The sequence below is a fragment of the Treponema sp. OMZ 799 genome, from assembly GCF_024181365.1.
Taxonomy (GTDB): domain Bacteria; phylum Spirochaetota; class Spirochaetia; order Treponematales; family Treponemataceae; genus Treponema_B.
The window spans coordinates 956,402-977,159 of sequence record NZ_CP051301.1 but is presented as its reverse complement, the minus strand read 5'-3'; the positions used below and the strand labels follow the sequence as shown (position 1 = coordinate 977,159).

The window sequence follows — 20,758 nt, the reverse complement described above, 5'->3', positions numbered from 1 at the left end:
CTCAGGACCAGATTTTAATCGAGAAAAGGGCAGAATTATTTTTAAACGCAGCAAAGAAAAATCCCAAAAGATTTCCCTATAGGATAAAAGGTTTCAAGCCTAATTTCAACTATATTAAACGCAGTTTCCATAAGAAGAAATAGATATTTTTTTAGCAAATACAGTAACCTTTAACATAGATTATATATTTATAACATATCTGCTGCCCGCCTTTGAGCCTAAAATAAATTTTATTGGAATAAAGACCGTTATTGTGTTTTTATATTGAAGGAGAAAATAAAATGAAAAATAATGATTCAAGAGGTGACCTATACCCTAAAAAAAATTCTTATGCCGGGAAATGGGGATTTTCCATAAAAATGAAGTTATTGCTAAGTGTTTTTGCTCTGCTGCTCTTACAATACATGGTTTTAACATATAAAGACTGGAGGAGCATAAAAAAATTTTCAAACAATCAAATAGAAACACTCGGAGATATCAAATATTTAGCCTTTATGGATGCCATAAACGGATATACTTTGACGGGAAAGGCCGTTCTTGATGGGATAACAAACAACGAGTCCATAGTCAAGGCTTTTGAAGAACAAGATAGAGAAAGTCTTTTAACCATAATGAAGCCTGTATATAAAAAACTAAAAGAAAAATATAATGCCAAGCAAGTCCACTTTCACACTCCGGAAAACCGTTCATTTTTGCGTCTTCAAAAACCCGAAAAATTCGGAGATGATCTTTCTTCATTTAGAAAAACAGTGGTAAAAGCAAATTCCGAAAAACAAATAGTATACGGTTTGGAAACGGGTGTCAGCGATTTAGGTTTCCGCATAATTTTTCCTGTCAATAAAGAGGGTAAGCATCTGGGTACGGTTGAGTACGGAGGAGCCGTGAATACGGAATTTATTAAAAATTTTACAGAAACCTGCCCTGAAAAAGTTTCAAAATACGGTTTGAATATAAGCGTTTATGCAAAAAATTTAAACGGTGAATACAAAATAATGGGCTCAAATTTCGAGCAAGAAATAAAAGAAAACCCCGAAGAAGTTATAAGCAAACTGGACAAGGGCTCTTTTATAAATATCTCAAATGATAAAGCTTCCGCCTATTATCATCTTAAAGATTTTTCGAACAACGTAATAGGTTATATAAAATTCGATTACAGCATCGCTCAAATCATAACCGCAACCAATCTCTTTTTTATAAGGACATTGCTTATATCCGTAGTAATACTGATTATATTTATTATAATGCTTGTTATATTTATAAATAAATTTATAAATTATCCAATAAAAAATACGGCCCGCATACTTAAAAATATTTCTGAAGGAGACGGAGACCTAACGGCAAGTCTTCCGATAAAAGGTAATGACGAAATAACTTCCCTGTCTCATTATTTTAATTTAACGATAGAAAAAATTGCAAATTCGGTAAAATCGGTTACACACGATACGGAAAGTATGCAGGAAGTCGGAAACAATTTAGCAGTCAATATGAACGAAACTGCGAGTGCAATTTATCAGATAAACGAAAATATTTCAAACATAAAAAAGCAAATGATGACTCATGCCGGAAGTGTCATAGAAATAGGAACCTCATTACAGTCAATGATGAGAACAATCGAAAATCTCGATAACTCGATAGATATTCAAACCTCTACTGTAGATGTTTCAAGCGAATCAATTAAGCAGATGGTCGAAAATATAAAAGAAGTATCAAGTATAGTCGAAGAGAACCTTCAAACTCTTGAAGAGCTTAAACTTGCGACCGAAAACGGTAAGGCCTTAATTACCGAAACGGTCGAGTTAAGCAAGGCTGTAGATTCAAGCTCCGATATTCTTTTGGAAACAAGCGCCATCATCCAAAATATTTCTGCACAAACAAATCTTCTTTCAATGAATGCAGGAATTGAAGCGGCTCATGCCGGAGAAGCCGGAAAGGGCTTTGCAGTAGTTGCAGGTGAGATTAGAAAACTTGCAGAACAGTCGGGCGGTCAAGGAAAGAAAATCAATGCAATGCTCAAAGATTTAAAAGAAAAGATAGAAAAGGTAAATGATTCCGCTTTAAGCATAGAAAAGCATTTCGATAATATATTCGCTCTTGTGGAAAAAACAAAGCAGCAAGAGCATGTTATTATGAATGCAATGGATGAACAAAATGAAGGAAACCAACAAATACTGAGTACAATAAATACTATTGACAATATAACTCATAAAATAAGAAATGTTTCTCAAGAAATGCTTAAAGGAAGCACTCTGGTATCAAATGAGATGAATACTCTTTCTGCGATGTCAGACAGCATAGCTAACAGTATGAATGAAATGTCATATGGAACGCTTGAGATAAATAAGGCTGTTCACGAGGTAAACGAAATCACTCAAAAAAATAAGGAGAGTATTGAAAACCTCTCCTTGGAAGTTAAGAAATTCAAGGTAGAATAATTTTTTTTTATAAAACCCGATTAAACGGTTTAAGATAAAGCTTTTAATCGGGTTTTATGATTTTAACTAAAACTAAAAGCTTCTACCGCCTCCTCCATGCGTTTCACCGCTTGAAGAAGTGTGCGTAGAACTTCCGCTCGACTTAGCTCCGCCATCGGATTTTGCAATAACTCGCGACACCGTATTTGTAGAAAGAAATACGTCATCAACAGTTGCAAATGAAACAAGGCTGTTTTTATTCACATCGTAGAAGGGAGCAAAAGCAAAGGCTTCCTTGTTTTTATATTTCTTTTGTGTTCCGAAAAATTTAAAAAGAAATACTAAGGCCGCAAGACCTAAACTCATTGCAATTTCCAAAAGAGAAAGGCTGTTGTAAAATCTTCTTCCCAAAGCTTTAAGATAAGATTCTATTCCATTGACATAATCATTTTTTTTTAGTCCGCCGTATATTAAAGAATCTAAAAGTTTTTCAATACTATTGTCGGTAAGGGTGCTTATCGTCTTTTTTCCGTGGGTCGAAATATGGGCATAGCGGCTGCCTTGACTACCGTCTCCCGTTACAATGAGTAAGAGGCTTCCTTCATATTCGGATCCTTGCCCGTAACCATTATAGTCAAAATAATCATCGGCATAATCTTGAGGACTCTTTGTGCCGGTCGATGAAACAATTACAATTACAGCATCGGATTTACTTTTGCGGGAAACGGTTTGCAAATATTTTTCTATTTTTGTAAAATTTTCTTGGCTCAAAACTCCGGCTTCATCTACCAAAAGTTTTTTTTCATTCTCTGCATAAGAGTTTAAACGTATGCAGAAAAAAATCATCAACGAAAAAATAATTTTTTTTACTACCATATAAACCTCCCGCCCAAAAGTAATAGAGCTGCAAGAATTCCCGATATAAGACCTGAAACAAGAGCAAGTTTAGACTTATTTAGCGGAAGCTCTCCTGAAGATTTTCCGGTCTGTCCGTTTACTGCAAATACATAGGTTTTCCCCCTATAAAGATATGTAAGTATCCACGAAGGAAGTAAAACATAATTATAGTTTTTTACGGTGTAGGAAGTATTATCTTTTTCATCTTCAATACCTCCGCTGTAATCGGTGGAGTCTTGAATAAGACCTTTAGCATAATCTTCTGCTCTGGTTTTTATTATAGGTTCTACATCTTCTTTTTGGATATCATATTGCTCCGAAAAAAATCCTGCAAGATAGCCTTGAGAAAAATCTTTTTGCTCATCGGAATCATAGGGGCTTATTCCGTTGATAAGGTTTTTATCTATCTTTGTAAAAGCCAATTCTTGAAACTTATTCAGTTCAAGTTTTCCGGTACGGTCAATCTTATACTTATCGGTTTTTGTATATTGGGTATCTCCCGCTTTCCATGATGAAGTTTTTAGACCAACGGCGTGATAGTCAACATCGGCTGTAACGTCGGCCTGCCAATGAGGAAGGTAAACTCCGGTCATTTTTTCTTGTGTACTCGTACTTGTAAAATCAGCCGGAACATATTTTTTTCCTTCTACCCATGAAGCAAAACGCTTTAAGGCTTCCTTTTTATCAAGCTTAAAGGGAATAATCTTATCGGGCTTAAATTCTCCTCTAAGTCTGTCGGATAAAACGACAGGACTATGACAATAATAACAAAAGACAGCACTTGAAGTTTCTCCTGCCACAACTTCCGCTCCGCAGTTATTACAATGATATTGCTTTACACTTCCATTTTCAACTTCGAAAGATGAATTTTCAGAACCGCCCTTCTTTGCTTTTAGTTCCTCCATGCAACGGGTAATTTCTTCTTCCGTGTAGCTTGAAAAACAATAATCACACTTAAAACCTCCGGTAGAGGGTTTATAACTTATAGGTGCGCCGCAGCCCGGACATTTATAATTGTCAACACTCATGTTCCACCTCCATGTTTATCATACCTCTATAAAAATAGAACTTATAATTTTGTTCCGCATTCGGGACAGAATTTAGCTCCGGCCTTTATCTCTGCACCGCATGAAGGGCAACCGCTTCCTGCAGGCTTAGGAGTTCCGCATTCGGCACAAAATTTTCCGGTATTTTTATGGCCGCACTCGGTACAAAACCATTCGCCGGCAGCCTTGCCTGCTCCGCCGCCTGATTGCTGTACAGCCCCTTGAGAGGGACCTTGAGCATTTTGCTGCATCTGCATTTGCTGCATATTGCTTTGGCTGGCCTGTCCCATAAAACCGCCGGCCGTATTCATGCCCATACCCATTCCCATAAAGGCCATTCCGGCACCGGCTTGATTTGAACCGGCAGCTTCCATACCGCGAGCAACAGAACCTTGAACATAGCCTTCACGAACGGACGGATCACCGAGCATAGCGCCCTTGTTCCGCATATTGATAAGTTCTTTAGATTCATCATCGTAGGAAATGCTGGCAATACCTACAGAAAGCACCTCCATTCCGCGCAGCTCTTTCCATGAATCGTCGAGGATTTCGGACATGTGTTTGCTTAAAACAGTTCCCTTAGACGGAATAAAAGAAATACGCTCGCCCTCCATGGACATTTGGCTGATGGCAGCCTGTAAACCTTCTAAAAATTCGCTCAAGTATTGCTCGTTTATTTCATCTATGTGAACGTTTTCGGCATCCCGAGGACAGGCTTCTTTAAAAAATTTTATCGGATCGGTTATTTTAATCGAATAGTTTCCGAAGGCTCGTAAAAATAATTCCGCATTATAGAAGTTGTCAAAGTATTGCAAGGGGTTTGGAGTACCGAATTTAATACCCTTAATCTCCTGTAAATTAACATAGAAAACTTCCTGTTTCATCGGAGTAGTACCGCCGAATTTAAAGCGGCTGAATGTTTCTTTTAAGGCATCGCCGAATTGACCGCCGAAAAGAGAGGGAGAAGCCGAATTCTCTACCTTAAAATAACCCGGCTCTGCCGTATAATCGACTATCTTTCCTCCGTCTACCAACATCATAAACTGGTTTTGATTTACATGAACAATAGAACCGTTTGAAACGATGTCGCTTGAACCCTTTGTGTTTTTGTTACGCTTATCGGTGCGTACGGCGACCCCTTTTGCAAGGACAACGCCCTCGCTCATATCTCCTGCCTCAATAACTTCAAGCCATTGATCGGCCAAACCGCCGCCTACAGCTCCAACTGCTGCTGCTATAAGTCCCATAATTTACTCCTTTACATTTAAATGATATATAACTATAATATAACGAAAAAATCAAAATATCAATATTTGAAAACGATATTTTAATTTAGGAAAAACAATGGTCAGACTTGCAGAATTAAAAGATTTATCAAGGGTTGCAGAAATAAATGTTTACGGCTGGCGAAATACTTATAGGGGCATCGTTGATGATAATTTTTTGTTTTGCGAACTATCGGTTGAAAAATCTATAGAACGTTTAAAGGAAAAGCTTAACTTTGAAACAAGCACATCAAAACTGTATCTTTATGAAGATGACAAAGACGGGATAATAAAGGGAATGATGCGTACAGGAATGTGCCGGGACAGCGATAAAAGCGATAGTTTTGAACTCATGGCTATTTATGTCGAAAAGGCCTTTGAAAAGTCGGGAGTAGGCTCGAAACTAATCACCCATTTTGAAAAAGAAGCAAAAGAATTAGGTCTCCATGAGTTATGTATTTGGGTATTTCAAGAAAACCGGATTGCAAGAAATTTTTATGAACATCACGGCTTTAAACCCGACGGCAAAACTCAAATCCAAGAGGTATTAAAGGCCCCCGAAATGAGGTATGTAAAAATAGTTTAAAAGTTTTATTCTTTAGTCGGCAATCAGCCGACTACAAGTCTTCCTCTTCCCATGTATTGGCTGTTTCCTCGTTGATACCGTCGGCAAAGACCGCGCCGATGAGAACTATCTTTTTTCCGCTTGTCTTGTAGGGTTCTGCATAGCCCTTTTCTTTTATCTGTTGAATGGCTTCTTTGGGAGTGCCCGAGCCCATAAGCTTAAACTCGAAGACATAGATTGTATCCCTTGTGTGAAGCACACAATCGGCCCTTCCTTTTGAACTTACTACCTCTGTTTGTACAAACTGCCCCATGAGGCTGAAAATTATGTAAAAGGCTATTTGGTAATCCCTTTCCCTCATCTGTATATTTTCCTTTGAAGCAAGGCTGTAAGGAAGGCCTGCGCAAGCCGCATACATTCTTTTCATAAAGGATTCTGTTTTGCCTTTTTCGATATCTCTTACAAAATTTGCGATAAACAAACCGCTTGCATCCTTTGCAATAGAGGTATAAGCAGGCACAAGATTATCCAAAAAGCCGTATTTTACTTCGTCATTGGGAAAGCCCAGTTTATAAAGCTGAAATTCCTTGTCATAATCTTTTATCGTTAAATAGCCGGACTGGAATAGAATGGGAATAGGATTATTCATATCGGGGCGGTAATCTTGTAGGGCGTTTTCGCTCATTTCCGCATCTTCCAAAATATCGCGGATACATATTTCTTTTTGGTGCTGTAAGGTTCTAACCAAAAAGGTGGGAGTACCTGTCGAAAACCAAAAGCTGCGGAATACCTTTCCTGCAAAGACATTTAAAAGACTGAACGGATTATAAACATTTACAAAGTTTTCGGAAAAATGATAGCCGTCATATTTTTGTTTTAGCTTTGCGAGAGTCTCGCCTTCGGTCAAATCTTGAGCTTTTCCGAGCGCAAGTATTTCGGGTTTAAAAACTTCTTCCATTTCTTTTTGAGTAATACCGCAGACAGTATCGTAATCGGGAAGCATACTTATGTCCCTCAAATTGTTTAAATCGCTGAAGATGCTTACCTTGCTGAATTTGGTAACTCCCGTTAAAAAGGCAAAACGGATATATTCATCGCAAGATTTGATGACTCCGTAAAAACCTTTTAAGATACGCCGATATTCTTCGTTTAAGGGCTCATTTATAATCATAGTTTCAAGGAGGGGCTTATCGTACTCGTCAACCAGCACAGTTACCTGTCTGCCTGTTGTTTCATAAATCCTTTGTATCAGGTTTTTAAAGCGTCCGTCTGGAGAGTCTTCCGTCTTTTCTATTTTAAATTCTTCTTCCCATTCTCGTAAATGGGCATTGAGAATATCGCGCAAGGCCTTAACATCGGCATAGTTTTTTCCGGTAAAATCGAGATGGAGAACCGGATACTTAATCCAAGCTTCGCGGTCTTCTTTTTCTGCCTGCCGTTGTTCCGTCTCTTCGATATAAAGCCCTTTAAAAAGCTCTTTTTTACCTAAAAAGTAAGCCTTTAAGGTAGAAAGAAAAAGACTTTTCCCGAAACGGCGCGGGCGGCTTAAAAAAAACACCTTATTTTCTAAAACCAATTTACTTACATATTCGGTTTTATCTACATAAATAAAATTTTTTGATCTCAAATCTGCAAAACTTTGAACACCAATAGGCAATCTTCGAATATCGCTCATTTTCTACCCCCTATGAATTGATTATAGCATATTTCTTAAACTTTTATAAGGGGAATTTAACTCTTGCTTTTATGGCCGGGATGGGTTAATATTAAATTAAGGATAAACAAAATGCCGGATAAGATTTCGCACATACTTATTTCAAAAATATATCTCGAAAAAACAAATGACATTGAGGAAAAAGACTATTTTTATTATGGAGCGATATATCCGGATCTATACGATTTAAGCAAAAAAGAAGAATACTATAAAAGTCATTTTATACAAAAAGGAGCCGGATATAGCTCAAAATTATTTGAAAACTTTATTAAAAAGCATAGTTATGCTCCGCCCTCATTTTTAAGAGGTTTGGATTTTCATATATTTACGGATCACTTTGTTTCTAAAAATTTGAATAGATATTATTCCTTTTACACCGATATAAAAAACAAAACCGATGAAGATTTGGCAAAGATATTATCGGACTATGCACTGCATCATTGCCGAAACGAAAAAATAATGCCGGTAATTTTAAAAGAAGATAACGATGAGCAAATTCAAAATTCTTTTTACGAATTTGAAAAATATAGAAAAACGGATATAGGAGATATTTCATCGGTCAACAAAAAATATCTCGAATTTATCGATGAGATAATCGCTCAATATTTAAGCACGAAATCTTAATTTCACTTTGTGCACTCTATCACTCGGTCGCTTCCTGCAAGGTCCTTATGGATTTGAACCGAAGAAAAACCTGCACTTCTAAAAATCTCCGCGGCTTGGGAGGCGTGGTATTCCCCTGCTTCAACAAAGAGCTTCCCGCTTGCGTTTAAGCCGGAATAAGAGTTTTGTGCCAAGGACGGAAATAGTTCTAGTCCCTCAGCTCCGCCGTCAAGGGCAAGACGGGGCTCGGAGCGGCCATCCTCCAAAAGACTTTCCGTAAGCTTCGACGGAACATAAGGAGGATTTGCAGTTATCAAGTCATAGCTTCGGTTTGAATCAGGTACACTAGGAAAATCAAGGCGCAAATCGGCCCTTACTGCAAGAGTCTTTTTATATAGAGCGGAAGGCAAAAGAGAAGCCATATTCTTCTTACAAACCTCTAAAGCCCCTTCCGAAATATCCGCAAGCACCAAAAAAAAATTCTCATCAAAATAGTTTTGCACTTCGTAAGTGCTTTGCACTCTTTGCGCCCTCTGCGGTTTATTTAGAATACTTTCGTAAAGCTCCGCCGCAAGAGAGATTCCTATACAGCCTGAGCCCGTGCAAATATCCAAAACAAATAGGGGGGCATTTTTTTCAAATCTCTCACTCGCAAAGTTTAGGGCAAGCTCTACCAAGGTTTCGGTGTCGGGCTTGGGGATTAGCACATCTTCATTTACATAAAAGCTTCTCCCAAAAAAATCCTTCTTGCCGATTAGATAGGCGATTGGGAGCCCTGCACTTCTTCTTTTTACGAGGGCTTCAAACTCTTCTTTGTAGGGTAAAAGATCGAAATCGGAATGAGCCAAGATCCAAGAGCGCTCTTTTTTTAGGACATGGGCTATTAAAATATCGGCATCAAAGAGGGCAGCATTCCTTTCATATCCGTTCCTTGTTAAAAAGTGAGACGAAAGAAAGGAATCGGCTGCAAAAAGACGGGCTTCCCTTATCGTAAAAAAAAGCATTAAAAATTATTTATGCTCCAAGTGATGGTCTGCGGCCTTCATCATTTCTTCGCGGGCGGCGATACAAAGAGCATCGATGAGCTCGTCGAGAGTTCCCTGCATAACTGCATCCAATTTGTAAAGGGTTAGGTTAATGCGGTGGTCGGTTACGCGGTTTTGCGGAAAGTTATAGGTGCGGATGCGCTCGGAGCGGTCACCTGAGCCGACCTGACTTTTTCTGTTTTGAGCCCGTTCTGCCTGCTTTTTACTTTCTTCCAAATCATAAAGACGGCTTCGCAAAACGCGCATGGCCTTTGCCTTATTTTTAATCTGGCTTTTTTCATCCTGACAAATAACCACAAGGCCGGTGGGTATGTGGGTAATTCGGACTGCGGAGTCTGTGGTATTAACGCACTGACCGCCCGGGCCGCCTGCACGCATAACGTCGATACGCAAATCTTCTTGATTGATTTCGATTTCGGTTTCTTCGGCTTCGGGCAAAACCGCAACGGTTACCGCACTTGTGTGAATGCGGCCTGAGCCTTCAGTTTCGGGAACACGCTGAACGCGGTGAACACCCGACTCGTAGCGGAGACTTCCGTAAACATACTTTCCTGAAATGGAAAAAGTAATTTCCTTGTAGCCGCCGAGCTCCGTTTCGTTTAAGGACAAAATCTCGTACTTCCAGTTTTTCATTTCGGCATAGTGGGTGTACATTCTAAAAAGATCGGCCGCAAAGAGGGCAGCCTCCTCGCCTCCTGTACCGCCCCTGATTTCCATGATAATATTTTTTTCTTCCAGAGGATCGGGCGGAATTAAAAGCATTTTTAAATCGGCCTCGCTTTTTTCAAAGGCGGCCTCAAGAGAGTGCAATTCTTCCCTCGCCATCTCTTTGAGTTCGGGATCGCTTTCTTCTTGAATGAGGAGCTTGGAATCATCTATCTGTTTTTCGATAGAAAGATAGTTATCATATTCTTCCATCAACTTTGAAAGATAGGAATGTTCCCTCATGGTTTCTTTATATTTTGCAACATCTTTTATAAGGTTAGGGTCTTCGACTTCTTTTTCGACTTCAACAAGCCTGTTTCGTAAATTATCCAATCGTTCTTTCATAAAAATTCCTTGTATTGAGGAGGGAGTATAACACTTTTTAAGGAAAATGTATACAGGGATTACAAAATCATTTGTTAATGATATAAATATCAAGCCTTGCAATTTCGGCTTTAATGCTGTATACTGTTACTATGTTAAAAAGAGGAAATAGAAAAACTTATCGGCTTTACAAAAAAACTGAAAAAAGTTTTGCAAAAGTACCGTGCGAAGCACTTGACATAAGGCTGCCTATCGAACAAAATTCACAGCTTCACAGCTTCACAGCTTCACAGCTTCACAGCTTCACAGCTTCACAGCTGAGGAGTACCTGTGCCCAAATAAATTTAAATATCAATTACTCAAACCATGCCCAAAGACAAGCCGTCAGTCAAAGCCCGGCCTCCTGTCCTTGGGCTTTTTTCATACACCGTTTAAAAAACCGCAAGGAACGCAGAGAACGCAAAGGATTATAAAAGAATGCCTTACAAAGCCTTCTTAAAACACCTTGCGTCCTTGGCGTGCTCCGCGGTTAAATTAAAAAATATAAGGAGAACAAGATGTTAAAGTATTGTTTGCGAGAAAACTTACTCACTCCTGCGCCGGACGATTACATGGCGCAGGCTGCGGATGTGCGCTCGTACACACTTGACGAGATTATCGACCTTATGATGGACAAGGGCACCACGCTTACACGGGCGGACGTGGCTGCAACACTGCAAGTCTACAGCGAGGTAGTAAGCACCATTATCAAAAATTAATTACCAATTATACATTACAAATTAACAATTAAAAGAAATTTTGATAAGGAGGTTTTCAAGATGAAAACAAACAACAAGCACAAGGCATTTGCCTTGACAAAGAAGAAGGGAGCCGCGGCGCTCATCATAGCCGCAATTATTGCAACGGCACTGCTTTTTACCGGCTGTCCGAATGCTGCAAAGGCATCGGAGTCGCTGACATCTAAGCCCACCGTAACCTTTAGCGTAGACGGATCGGGCGGCACGCTTAAAGCAAAGGTCGAAGGCGGCAGCGAAATCAATTCAGGCGACAAGGTTGCGCACGGCACAACCATAACCTTTACGGCAACAGTGGCGAGTAACGATTATGTTGTTGAAAAATGGACTATAGCCGGCGGTGTGTTGCAATCAGGCGGCACGGACGGCAGTCCTACCGCAACAGTACAAATTACCAGCGAAACGGCGGTAAAGGTAAACTTTAGCTGCTATAAAAGCGTTGCATTCGGCACAAACGGCGCAGACTTGGCCGATTATCTAAACACCGGCTCGGCGGCAGCCGATGGCATCTATTACATCAAAATAACCGGTCTTACGGCGGCGGACTTAAAGGGCGACTCCAACGCCCCTGCGAAACCGAGCCTTCTCGGAAAAATTCTTCAAGACAACCCGAGTAAAAAGTTTGCGCTCAAGTTCGGCGAACTGCCCGCCGTTACAGATATAAACAGCTGCTTTAAAGACTGCGAAAATCTTATAAAGCCGCCAGTTCTTCCTGCAACCGTTACAAACATGGAAAACTGCTTTTACAACTGTAAAAGATTGACCCAAGCGCCGCTCATACCAGCAAGTGTTACGAATATGAAGAAATGCTTTGCCTACTGCAAAAACCTTACACATGTTCCCGCTCTTCCTGCAGGCGTTACAAATATGAGCGGTTGCTTTACCTACTGCGAAAACCTTACGCAGGCGCCTGCTCTTCCTACTGGCGTTAAGGATATGACATCCTGCTTTGAAGACTGCAAAAACCTTATACAGGCACCCGAGCTTCCTGCTGGCGTTAAGGATATGACCTCCTGCTTTAAAGGCTGCGAAAAGCTTACACAGGCGCCTTCGGCAATACCGCAAGACGTTACAAATCTGGACTCTTGCTTTAACGGCTGCGAAAAGCTCACACAGGCGCCGGTAATTTCTGCTTCCGTTACAAATATGAGATACTGCTTTCAACATTGCAGAAGCCTTACATCAGTTACGCTTAAATGCAATTATGGTGGCAAATCAGCCTTTCTCAATGCTTTCGGTCTCTGCGACAAGCTGACCGCAGGCACCATAAAGGTTCCGTCGACGCAGCTTGATGCATATCGAGCCGGTGCCGATGATATGGGCACGCAGCAAAACAGGTTTGTTGGGGAGTAAGGTTAATTGGTAATGGGTGATTGGTGGCAAGTGTATGATGATGCGTAACACACAGAAAATGAAACAGAGATAAATTCAAACGATTTGGCTAATTCCACAACTGCTGCCAAGTATTTACGCGAAACTTATGCTGATAGATACTGGAAGAAAAGCTAGAAGAAAAAATATAAATGCTTAATTAGGAATTGGGTTCAATTCTTAATTAAGCATTAAATCTATTTTTCGCTCAAGAGTTCTTCTACAAGGTAGTCATCGCTCATACAGTGCATATCCGAAATTCCTTGCGACATTAATTTATATACATTAGAATGATAAAATTTTTTAAGGGCTGAAGATAGGCTCACTCCTGTTTTTTCGGCATAGAGAGCTGCAATGCGTGCATACTTTTTTTGTAATAAAATAGGATGAGCCGTCATAGAGTTTCACTCCCTGTAAACTTTAAGTATCTATCAATAACATATTGCTTTTTTAAGCAAATCTGCCAATTAGGTTTTTCATATTTCAGCCTTTTTATAACTTCCTTTTTATCGATTAAATCGGATAAAAAAAGTTCAATGGTATTAAAAACTTTATCGTTTGCAACACCGCCTTCAATTATATCGTATATCTCGTAATCATCTGCCGATTTACCGCTGCGGCAGCCGACTATAAAATCAAGCCATTTCTCATCATAATAATCAAATCTTAAAACCTTACATTCTTTATATGCAGAAGTATCAAACTCATAGCTTGAAATTATTCCCGTCTTTTTAAGAGTCATAAACTTTCGGCACCATTGTTTAGCCTGTTCATAATGAGGCGTTAAATAAAAACCTTGGCCGAAATCTACACGGCTTCTTGAATGGAGTACATCAGGCTTAATAATTTCAAGGTTTGACCCGTGATATAAAATCATATTTTAACACCTTTTTCTTTTGCAGCCGCAAGAATATCGTTTACAATATAATCCTTATCCTGCGTATGCAGTATATCGTAATTCGGTAAGATATAATCAAACAATAAGCTGCTTTTTTCCGCGAGAGCTGTATATACCTCACTGCCGTCTTTTTTTAGTTTAATGGCAATGTTTTCTATACAAAAAATTGCAAATTCAAGACTGTTTTTATCCGTTATTCTATCCATTCTGAATATATAATAGCATAGTTTTATTTTTTTTTCTATTCCTTTGCTTCACATAAGATTGACCGGATCGGTGTCGACTTCGATGTAGATGCCGGTCATCGGTTTATATTCTTTTACAAAGCGGGAGGCTGCATTTTGAATTAGGGGAAAGTTAGAAGAGCGGAGCAGAACCTGTTGACGGTGGTTTCCTGCTATCATCGATAAAACGCATTCGGAAGGCCCCATTATTTCGGCCTTGTCTTTGTTTTGTGAGGAGAGGATATATTTTAGAATGTTTACGGCGCCCTCTGCGGCGAGCTCGGCTTTTTTTAAGTCCTTGCTTCTAAAGACCAAGCGGATGAGGCGTTTAAAGGGCGGGAAATCCAAGAGCTTTCTTTGGCCGAGTTCATAGTCGTAAAACTTTTCGTATTCGTGTTTTTTTGCACAAACAATCGAAGGATGATTGGGCTTTAAGGTTTGAATAATAACGAGGCCGTCCCCGCTAAAACGCCCTGCCCTTCCGGCTGCCTGAGTGATGAGGGCAAAGCTTCTTTCGGCGGCTCTAAAGTCCGGCATTTGAAGCCCCGTGTCTGCAAGGATAATTCCGACAAGTCTGACTTTCGGAAAATTCAAGCCCTTTGCTATCATCTGAGTTCCGAGGAGGATGTCTATTTTCCCTTCCTTAAAATCCTTTAAGCGGTTTTCAAGGCTGTTTTTTTTGGAAACCGTATCCGTGTCCACCCTCGCAACAGTGCAGTCGGGAAATGCCCTGGAAACTTCCTCTTCGATAAATTCCGTACCGACACCTGCATAACCTATGTCGAGGGAATTACACTCGGGGCAAAGAGACGGAGGCCTTGCCTGCATTCCGCAATAATGGCACTTCATTACGTTTTCGGCTTTATGAAAGGTCATCGGCACGGAACAGTTTTTGCAAAGCATCTCATAGCCGCAGGAGCGGCACCTGAAAATATGGGAAAAGCCCCGCCTGTTTAAAAAGAGGATGGTTTGCTTTCCCTCATTTTTGGTTTTGCGTATTTCGCTTATAAGCCTTTCGCTTAAAGCCCCTTTAAGCCCTGAAATATTTTCTATTTCGATTTGAGGAAGGCTTCCGCCTGCAAGTCTTTTTGAAAGGGAAAGAAGGGTGATCTTTTTGTTTTGAATCATGTTCCACGCTTCAAGTGAGGGAGTTGCAGAGCCCATCACCACGGGGCAGTTGTGTTTGGCGGCCAAGTACATGGCAGTCTGGCGGGCGTGATAGCGCGGCACCGAGCCCGACTTATAAGAAGCATCATGCTCCTCATCGATTATGATAAGGCCTATTTTTTCGGCAGGAGCAAAGACGGCGCTTCTCGCCCCGACAATCATAAGGGCTTCCCCCCGCCTTATCCTCATCCACTGGTTGAGTCTCTCGCTTCCCGTAAGGCCTGAGTGCAAAACTGCCGCCTGAGTGCCGAAGCGTTTTACGGCCGCACTTATAACCTGATGGGTAAGCCCTATTTCGGGAACAAGGTAGATGACGGCCTTTCCTCCCGAGATTATCTTTTCGGCGGCCTTTAAAAAAACTTCCGTCTTCCCCGAACCTGTTAAGCCGTATAAATAAAACAATTCTTTTTTGTTTGAGTTTACGATTTTTTCGACGGCAGTTTTTTGCTCATCGGAGAGGCTAAAGGTCTTATCTTCAACTTCGCTGCCCCATTTTAAATTTTCGAAAGAAACCTCCCTTTTACCTGAGGGGAGGATTGCAGAGAGGGCTTCGCCGAAGCTGCAAATATAAAAGTGCGAAATCCAAGAGGCAAGTTCTATCTGAGCCAGCCCAAAAATATTTTCCTTATCAACAACGCGTTTAATCGGCTTTATCTTATCCTCTCCCACAGGGCTATCTTTAGGAAAGGTATCGGATTCTTCTATTATAAAGCCTATTAAATTTCTTGAACCGAGCTGAACGGAGGCCCTCTTCCCCACAAGGCTTCCGCCCGCTTCTTCTATATTTTTATAGGTAAAGTTTTGATAGAGATGGAGATTAAAGGCAAGAGTCAGCCATTTTGCCATAGATGCCGCCTAGTTTTTCTCAAGCAATTCGTTGAGGCGGGCACGGAAGAGTTTTAAGTCCTCCCATGCAGGCCGTTTTAAATTGACATCCCGCAAGAGGGCGCTTGGGTGATAGGTCGCCATGAGGGGTATGTTTTGATATTCAAAAAACCTGCCGTGCATCTTGCCTATGCCTTCTTGAGTTTCCAAGAGGTTTTGAAGGGCCACCCGTCCGACCACAAGAATAGCCTTAGGCCTTATCAGGGCAATTTGAGCATTTAAGTAATTTCTGCATGCGGCCGTTTCATCGGGTAAGGGGTCTCGGTTATTGGGCGGCCTGCATTTTACCACGTTTGTGATATAGCAATTATGGGTGCGGTAAAGTTCGATGGCGGCAAGCATCCTGTCCAAAAGCTGTCCGGCCTTTCCGACAAAGGGACGGCCCTGAGCATCCTCATCGGCTCCCGGCCCCTCGCCTATGACCATTACATCTATCCTGCCTTCAGCATTGGAAAACTCCCGAGGCCCCTCCCCTGCAACAGTATTATGCCGCCTCTCGCACAGACGGCAGGACTTGCAGGAAGCAATCTGTGCATAGACCTTTTCAAGACTTTCAAAGCCTCTTTCTGAATCGGGCAAGGGATTTTTTGAAGCGTTTGCTATTTCGGCATCGGGCAAAATGTTTTTTGCACCGTCTGCTATATCCATATCGGCAATAGCGGTACTTCTTGACTCCGGATTTACCGAAATAGAGTCATCGCTAAAATCGGGACACTCTTCATCGATTTTAAAACCCGATAGGCATTCCGAGGCTGTGCGAAAAAACGTGTATAGTATTTTTTTTTCTTCGGCTTTCATCGGTAAAACTATTGCCCGCCGCCTTGAGTACCGTCGGCTTGAGCACCGCTCATCTTAGCCTTAAGTTCGCGCAAGGCTTTAAGGGTCTCGCTCGCATCACTTCTTGCTACAGCCAAAAAATCGATAAGCTGGGGATATTGCTTTAAAAGCTCGCCCCACTCTTTCATATCGTTCATGCGGAATTTTAAGGCAGCGGCACTTTTCCCTTCTTGTATCATCATGTCGGTAAAGGCCTTTGTCTGCTGCCTTTCATACTCGGCATAGGCATCTCTTATTACCGTATAAAGCTTAAGATCAGGGATTACAAAATCGGAAGAAAGCTCTGCGGAAATAATTTCAATTTCGCCCCCAAGGTCTTTTTTTAGCGAGTCTTGAATCTTTTCGCTAAATGCACCATATTGGAATTTTACCTTTTCATACTCGGCAGGATTAGATAAAAAAAACTCTATAAATTGATTTGCAGCTTTTTCTGCTCCTTCCCTTACCTTGTTTTCAACAAAGGCATCCAAATCGCTTTGAGTTTTTATCGAAGCATTTTTTACAAGAGGAAGAAGACTTTCAGGCTTTACGGATGCCGAAATCCTTATGCCGAATTTCCAAGTAAAATCATGCTTTTGCTCCATCACTACCGCAAATTTGTCGGCGGAAGGAAGCCGGCCCTCGCTTTTATATTCAAGTTCAATAGGGCTTAAATTAAAGGTAAGAATCTTCGAATTAGTGGGAACCAGCCTTTCCCATCTCCACATAAATTCGCCGGGGATAACGAGCTTATCGTGGTAACCTCCCGACTTTGAAAGCATAACTCCGTAAGAGCCGGCCGGAACGGAAAACTGCATCCAGCCGAAAAAAAAGGCTGTGCTGCTTAAGATAATCAAAATAAAAAACCAAATTAAAAATGATGTTCTTTTTTTCATAATTAAGACCTATCCTTTTGCTGAAGCAAGGTTCCCAGATGATCATGGGTCGTCTGCATTACATCCAATATTGTTGCGGCATCCCGCAATAAACCGTCTATTGTTTTAAGATAAGAAAAACCTTCCCTTATGGTTGCATCCTGTTCACGGGTTGAAGCGTTTATCTCGGCCAAAAAAGAACCTGCAGAGTTGAGGGTACCTGAGTTTTCGTCAAAATTATCCAATACATCCTTAAAAGCCTTTTGGAACCGTGAAAAAAGCTCGATAAAACCGGTCATACTTCTATTTATTTCCTCTACTGAACTGTTTAGCTCTTCAAGCTTTACTTCAATTTTTTTTGCAAAGTCTCCCGTTTGGGTAGCAAGGGAGCGCACCTCATTGGCGATGATTCTAAAACCGTTTCCTACGCTTCCTGCACGGGCAGCCTCGATTGAAGCATTAATGGCTAAGATACCTGTCCTTACCGATACATCTTTGATACCGGAAAGCATGTCTTCAACCTCTGTTGTTCTTTCCTTTAAGACCTCAAAGGCCGATGCGGCTGTTTGTGCAGTCTGAGCCGTTGTCTCAATTTCTTCAACTCTTTGATGAATTTCCTGTTGAATTTCAGAGCGTTTTTCCACAACCTTAGAAAGCATCTGGTCTACCTTATTTGTGTTTTCTGCCGAAAAGCTGCTTTCCTTTTGGATCTCTTCAAATAAAGATAAAATAGTCTCAAACCTTTCCTGTAGATTTCCCATTGCTTCATCTATAATATCAAAAGAATGGGAAGTTACAAAGCCGAGAACCGCGCCCTTATTATAGTGTACAACTATCTTATCTATTAAGTCGGAAAAATTTTCAACCGTATTTTTATCTTCAATCATAAAAAGCCCCTAAGCTAAAATAATTGCTCAAGATAATCAGAGCCGCATTTTAAATTAGACAGCCAGTTTAAAAAATTGTCTACCTGCTCGTCCTTATATATTGCGCCATGCTGCGGAGCAATCATTATAGGGTTTAAACGGCGTACTGTTTCTGCCCACTTTGCAACAATTTTATTGGAAGCCATGTACCTGACATGGAAGGGTTCGATTAAGGGCAGGTGTTTTTCAAAATTTTCAACAAAGGTCGTTTCATTGTCCTCATCGAATACGGCAGCTCCAATATCGCCGGTAAAAAGAATTCGGGAACGCTCATCATATAGGCCGAACTGCCCCGGAGAGTGCATAAAGTGTGAAGGAATACACTTCATGTTTGATCCTGAGGGAAGAGAAATATTCATTCCCTTGTCGGGTATCGGAACCATCCTTGAAATATCTACGATGCCGAAATGGGGCATAAATCTAATCCATAAAGAAGAAATATAGATCTTAGCCTTTGTAATACCGAGCCAAAGAGCTATACCTGAAGAAACGTCAGGGTCTTGATGTGAAAAGAAAATAGTATCTATTTTATCAACGGAAATAAAGCGGCTTACGGCTGTAACAACCCTCGAAAAAAGATGAACTCCGCCCGGATCGAGCAAAACACCTCGGCCCCTGTCTATGATAAGATACTGCATTGTCTGTACTGCGCCTCTTCTTTGCTTACTTTCCGAGCCCAACCATATAAATTTATGGTCTGCATCTTCATATAAGACGATACCGTCAATGCTGTTATTTTCACTCATTTCAAACTCCTAAATTTTAAATTACCCTTAAAAATTAAAGTATATCAATAATTTAAGTGATATACAAGTATTTTTTTTAAATAAATAGACTTATTTTCTTGCAATCAAAACCATGGTTCGCGCTTTTTCGTTATAGGGCGAAAAATCGAAGTCGCCGTATATTTCTACAGAAGAAAAACCGCTTGCAAGCATCAGCCTTTTTAATTCCACGGCGGAATAAAGCCGCTGAACATAGGTGTGGTCGGCCTTTCTGCCCTGCTCATCGTAAAGAATCCAGCGAGACTTAAGCCCTTCCCAGGCTCCTTCCACGGAATATTCGGTTAAGACAGTGAAACCGGCCCTCTCAAACCATTCGCCTTCGATAAAATCACGCACGGCGATTTCTCTTCCCGTCATTTCAAGGATGAACCAGCCGTTAGGTTTTATTGATTGGGCTATGTTTTTTAAGATTTGCATATCTTCTTCTATTGTACTGCAATAACCGAAGCTCGTGTACATGCTGATAGCCGCATAAAAGCCTTCGGGCCGTACAAATTTACGCAAGTCCCCCTGAATAAGCTCAATGTCGACGCCCTCATCTTGAGCCGAATCCATGGCAGCATTTAAAAAGGGGCGGATGAGATCTATGCCCGTAACCTTGGCCTTTCTTATTGCAAGCTCGATGGCTATTCTTCCGGGGCCGCAGCCGGCATCCAAGATAGAAATCCCTGCATTATCCACAGGAACACCTATTATCCTTAAAATAGACTCCGCAACGGTAGGAGCCTCTGCCCACCTCTGCGTATCAAACATAATCGGAGCATATTCAGCCCAAAAAGTTTCATTTTCAAACCAATCTGCTAGTTTTCCCATTATCGTGCTACCACCTCGGTTTTAAGTTTATTTAATGCGGTTTTTCCGCAAATAGCTTCTACAATTGCAAAGGCAAATTCCTCTGCAGCTCCGGCTGCACAGGCCGTTATTATGTTTCCGTCCCTGATAACCCGCTCATCTGTCTTAGGCCTTGTATTCAAGTCTTGTCCCATGCCGGGGTAGCAGGTATAGTTTTTTCCTTCTAAAAGCCCCCAAGAACCCAGGGCAAGGGCCGGAGCCGCACAGATTGCGGCAACAATTCCTCCGCTTGCAAGGGTCTTTTTTGCGAAATCTCTTACAGCCTCGCTTTTTGCTAAGGTACTGCTGTTAGGAAGACCTCCCGGGAGGATGACGGCAATCAAATCTCCCTCCATTTGCAGGGCTTCCTCCAAGACGATATCACAGCTTATAGGGACCCTGTGCGCCGAAATCACCGTTTTTCCTTCAACACCGACAGTAATTAAATCTATGCCGGCCCTTCTCAAATAATCTATGGGCGTAAGGGCTTCAACATCTTCAAATCCGTTTGCTAAAAATAAAAAAGCTTTTTTCATTAATTCCTCCAATTTTACAAGACAACCAATTTGTGAACAACTAGATAATATTATTCTAATATGATATAATCATA

General features: G+C 41.0%; 21 protein-coding genes and 1 pseudogene. 6 read left to right on the top strand and 16 right to left on the bottom strand.

From position 1 onward, the window contains the following. Positions 1 to 281 precede the first annotated feature (281 nt). Entirely contained in the window at positions 282 to 2,432 is a 2,151-nt protein-coding gene (locus tag E4O04_RS04390; RefSeq protein ID WP_253685176.1) for a methyl-accepting chemotaxis protein, read from the top strand. Positions 2,433 to 2,504: 72 nt separating this feature from the next. Here E4O04_RS04390 and E4O04_RS04385 read toward each other — a convergent pair whose 3' ends face one another. The 3 genes from E4O04_RS04385 to E4O04_RS04375 are packed head-to-tail and all read right to left on the bottom strand — an operon-like array spanning position 2,505 to position 5,601. Further along, positions 2,505 to 3,287, bottom strand: coding sequence for a TPM domain-containing protein (locus E4O04_RS04385; RefSeq protein WP_253710162.1), 783 nt, complete (start codon positions 3,285 to 3,287; stop codon positions 2,505 to 2,507). Then, complete coding sequence (locus E4O04_RS04380; protein ID WP_253710159.1) at positions 3,281 to 4,336, bottom strand: TFIIB-type zinc ribbon-containing protein; 1,056 nt, start codon at positions 4,334 to 4,336, stop codon at positions 3,281 to 3,283. Before E4O04_RS04380 ends, E4O04_RS04385 begins: the two co-directional genes overlap by 7 nt. A gap of 41 nt (positions 4,337 to 4,377) precedes the next feature. Beyond that, on the bottom strand, positions 4,378 to 5,601 hold the full coding sequence (locus E4O04_RS04375; protein WP_253710156.1) for an SPFH domain-containing protein: 1,224 nt from the start codon (positions 5,599 to 5,601) through the stop codon (positions 4,378 to 4,380). A 97-nt stretch (positions 5,602 to 5,698) separates the two neighbouring features. Here E4O04_RS04375 and E4O04_RS04370 point away from each other — a divergent pair, with 97 nt between their 5' ends. Beyond that, positions 5,699 to 6,205: a GNAT family N-acetyltransferase gene (locus E4O04_RS04370; RefSeq protein ID WP_253710154.1), complete on the top strand. Its 507-nt coding sequence runs from the start codon at positions 5,699 to 5,701 to the stop codon at positions 6,203 to 6,205. A 31-nt stretch (positions 6,206 to 6,236) separates the two neighbouring features. Here E4O04_RS04370 and E4O04_RS04365 read toward each other — a convergent pair whose 3' ends face one another. Next, positions 6,237 to 7,859: an ATP-binding protein gene (locus tag E4O04_RS04365; RefSeq protein WP_253710151.1), complete on the bottom strand. Its 1,623-nt coding sequence runs from the start codon at positions 7,857 to 7,859 to the stop codon at positions 6,237 to 6,239. 111 nt (positions 7,860 to 7,970) lie between these two features. Between E4O04_RS04365 and E4O04_RS04360 the strand changes: the two genes are divergently transcribed. Then, entirely contained in the window at positions 7,971 to 8,522 is a 552-nt protein-coding gene (locus E4O04_RS04360; RefSeq protein WP_253710148.1) for a hypothetical protein, read from the top strand. Between the two features lie 2 nt (positions 8,523 to 8,524). Here the strand turns inward: E4O04_RS04360 and prmC are convergent, their stop codons facing one another. Next, positions 8,525 to 9,505, bottom strand: a complete 981-nt coding sequence (prmC, locus tag E4O04_RS04355; protein ID WP_253710146.1) for a peptide chain release factor N(5)-glutamine methyltransferase — start codon at positions 9,503 to 9,505, stop codon at positions 8,525 to 8,527. Between the two features lie 6 nt (positions 9,506 to 9,511). Then, positions 9,512 to 10,597, bottom strand: a complete 1,086-nt coding sequence (gene prfA, locus E4O04_RS04350; RefSeq protein ID WP_253685183.1) for a peptide chain release factor 1 — start codon at positions 10,595 to 10,597, stop codon at positions 9,512 to 9,514. 131 nt (positions 10,598 to 10,728) lie between these two features. Between prfA and E4O04_RS04345 the strand changes: the two genes are divergently transcribed. From E4O04_RS04345 to E4O04_RS04335, 3 genes and pseudogenes are all read left to right on the top strand, one after another. Continuing rightward, the gene (locus tag E4O04_RS04345; protein ID WP_253710144.1) at positions 10,729 to 11,049 is read left to right on the top strand and encodes a hypothetical protein; all 321 of its coding nucleotides are present in this window, start codon (positions 10,729 to 10,731) and stop codon (positions 11,047 to 11,049) included. An 84-nt stretch (positions 11,050 to 11,133) separates the two neighbouring features. After that, a pseudogene (locus E4O04_RS04340) lies at positions 11,134 to 11,331 on the top strand (DNA-binding domain-containing protein); the annotation flags it as partial. A gap of 63 nt (positions 11,332 to 11,394) precedes the next feature. After that, positions 11,395 to 12,723, top strand: a complete 1,329-nt coding sequence (locus tag E4O04_RS04335) for a leucine-rich repeat protein (RefSeq protein ID WP_253685184.1) — start codon at positions 11,395 to 11,397, stop codon at positions 12,721 to 12,723. A 215-nt stretch (positions 12,724 to 12,938) separates the two neighbouring features. Here the strand turns inward: E4O04_RS04335 and E4O04_RS04330 are convergent, their stop codons facing one another. From E4O04_RS04330 to E4O04_RS04285, 10 genes are all read right to left on the bottom strand, one after another. Then, positions 12,939 to 13,139, bottom strand: coding sequence for a DUF3791 domain-containing protein (locus tag E4O04_RS04330; protein WP_002684168.1), 201 nt, complete (start codon positions 13,137 to 13,139; stop codon positions 12,939 to 12,941). Continuing rightward, the gene (locus E4O04_RS04325) at positions 13,136 to 13,618 is read right to left on the bottom strand and encodes a DUF3990 domain-containing protein (RefSeq protein ID WP_253685185.1); all 483 of its coding nucleotides are present in this window, start codon (positions 13,616 to 13,618) and stop codon (positions 13,136 to 13,138) included. The genes E4O04_RS04330 and E4O04_RS04325 overlap by 4 nt, the downstream gene beginning before the upstream one ends. Beyond that, on the bottom strand, positions 13,615 to 13,845 hold the full coding sequence (locus E4O04_RS04320) for a DUF3791 domain-containing protein (RefSeq protein ID WP_253685186.1): 231 nt from the start codon (positions 13,843 to 13,845) through the stop codon (positions 13,615 to 13,617). The genes E4O04_RS04325 and E4O04_RS04320 overlap by 4 nt, the downstream gene beginning before the upstream one ends. Positions 13,846 to 13,893: 48 nt before the next feature. Further along, positions 13,894 to 15,876 (bottom strand): replication restart helicase PriA, encoded by a 1,983-nt coding sequence (gene priA / locus E4O04_RS04315; RefSeq protein WP_253685187.1) that lies wholly within the window; start codon positions 15,874 to 15,876, stop codon positions 13,894 to 13,896. A 9-nt stretch (positions 15,877 to 15,885) separates the two neighbouring features. After that, positions 15,886 to 16,713, bottom strand: coding sequence for a uracil-DNA glycosylase (locus E4O04_RS04310; protein ID WP_253685188.1), 828 nt, complete (start codon positions 16,711 to 16,713; stop codon positions 15,886 to 15,888). Positions 16,714 to 16,721: 8 nt separating this feature from the next. Next, the gene (locus tag E4O04_RS04305) at positions 16,722 to 17,627 is read right to left on the bottom strand and encodes an SPFH domain-containing protein (RefSeq protein ID WP_253685189.1); all 906 of its coding nucleotides are present in this window, start codon (positions 17,625 to 17,627) and stop codon (positions 16,722 to 16,724) included. Positions 17,628 to 17,629: 2 nt separating this feature from the next. Continuing rightward, positions 17,630 to 18,493: a methyl-accepting chemotaxis protein gene (locus E4O04_RS04300; protein ID WP_253685190.1), complete on the bottom strand. Its 864-nt coding sequence runs from the start codon at positions 18,491 to 18,493 to the stop codon at positions 17,630 to 17,632. Between the two features lie 14 nt (positions 18,494 to 18,507). Then, positions 18,508 to 19,278, bottom strand: coding sequence for an oxygen-binding di-iron domain-containing protein (locus tag E4O04_RS04295; RefSeq protein WP_253710141.1), 771 nt, complete (start codon positions 19,276 to 19,278; stop codon positions 18,508 to 18,510). Positions 19,279 to 19,368: 90 nt separating this feature from the next. Beyond that, positions 19,369 to 20,130 carry a class I SAM-dependent DNA methyltransferase gene (locus E4O04_RS04290; RefSeq protein ID WP_253710139.1) on the bottom strand — a complete coding sequence of 254 codons (762 nt, stop codon included), beginning with the start codon at positions 20,128 to 20,130 and terminating at the stop codon, positions 19,369 to 19,371. Beyond that, positions 20,130 to 20,684, bottom strand: coding sequence for a DJ-1 family glyoxalase III (locus tag E4O04_RS04285; protein WP_253710137.1), 555 nt, complete (start codon positions 20,682 to 20,684; stop codon positions 20,130 to 20,132). Before E4O04_RS04285 ends, E4O04_RS04290 begins: the two co-directional genes overlap by 1 nt. Positions 20,685 to 20,758: the final 74 nt, after the last annotated feature.

Bases quoted from the DNA above. Each gene is read 5' to 3' on its own strand.
- E4O04_RS04335 (WP_253685184.1), top strand. From the start codon at position 11,395: ATGAAAACAAACAACAAGCACAAGGCATTTGCCTTGACAAAGAAGAAG.
- E4O04_RS04300 (WP_253685190.1), bottom strand. From the start codon at position 18,493: ATGATTGAAGATAAAAATACGGTTGAAAATTTTTCCGACTTAATAGAT.
- E4O04_RS04310 (WP_253685188.1), bottom strand. From the start codon at position 16,713: ATGAAAGCCGAAGAAAAAAAAATACTATACACGTTTTTTCGCACAGCC.
- E4O04_RS04305 (WP_253685189.1), bottom strand. From the start codon at position 17,627: ATGAAAAAAAGAACATCATTTTTAATTTGGTTTTTTATTTTGATTATC.
- E4O04_RS04320 (WP_253685186.1), bottom strand. From the start codon at position 13,845: ATGGATAGAATAACGGATAAAAACAGTCTTGAATTTGCAATTTTTTGT.
- E4O04_RS04290 (WP_253710139.1), bottom strand. From the start codon at position 20,130: ATGGGAAAACTAGCAGATTGGTTTGAAAATGAAACTTTTTGGGCTGAA.
- prfA (WP_253685183.1), bottom strand. From the start codon at position 10,597: ATGAAAGAACGATTGGATAATTTACGAAACAGGCTTGTTGAAGTCGAA.
- E4O04_RS04360 (WP_253710148.1), top strand. From the start codon at position 7,971: ATGCCGGATAAGATTTCGCACATACTTATTTCAAAAATATATCTCGAA.
- E4O04_RS04385 (WP_253710162.1), bottom strand. From the start codon at position 3,287: ATGGTAGTAAAAAAAATTATTTTTTCGTTGATGATTTTTTTCTGCATA.
- E4O04_RS04345 (WP_253710144.1), top strand. From the start codon at position 10,729: ATGTTAAAAAGAGGAAATAGAAAAACTTATCGGCTTTACAAAAAAACT.
- E4O04_RS04285 (WP_253710137.1), bottom strand. From the start codon at position 20,684: ATGAAAAAAGCTTTTTTATTTTTAGCAAACGGATTTGAAGATGTTGAA.
- E4O04_RS04325 (WP_253685185.1), bottom strand. From the start codon at position 13,618: ATGATTTTATATCACGGGTCAAACCTTGAAATTATTAAGCCTGATGTA.
- E4O04_RS04370 (WP_253710154.1), top strand. From the start codon at position 5,699: ATGGTCAGACTTGCAGAATTAAAAGATTTATCAAGGGTTGCAGAAATA.
- E4O04_RS04330 (WP_002684168.1), bottom strand. From the start codon at position 13,139: ATGACGGCTCATCCTATTTTATTACAAAAAAAGTATGCACGCATTGCA.
- E4O04_RS04380 (WP_253710159.1), bottom strand. From the start codon at position 4,336: ATGAGTGTTGACAATTATAAATGTCCGGGCTGCGGCGCACCTATAAGT.
- prmC (WP_253710146.1), bottom strand. From the start codon at position 9,505: ATGCTTTTTTTTACGATAAGGGAAGCCCGTCTTTTTGCAGCCGATTCC.
- priA (WP_253685187.1), bottom strand. From the start codon at position 15,876: ATGGCAAAATGGCTGACTCTTGCCTTTAATCTCCATCTCTATCAAAAC.
- E4O04_RS04365 (WP_253710151.1), bottom strand. From the start codon at position 7,859: ATGAGCGATATTCGAAGATTGCCTATTGGTGTTCAAAGTTTTGCAGAT.
- E4O04_RS04295 (WP_253710141.1), bottom strand. From the start codon at position 19,278: ATGAGTGAAAATAACAGCATTGACGGTATCGTCTTATATGAAGATGCA.
- E4O04_RS04390 (WP_253685176.1), top strand. From the start codon at position 282: ATGAAAAATAATGATTCAAGAGGTGACCTATACCCTAAAAAAAATTCT.
- E4O04_RS04375 (WP_253710156.1), bottom strand. From the start codon at position 5,601: ATGGGACTTATAGCAGCAGCAGTTGGAGCTGTAGGCGGCGGTTTGGCC.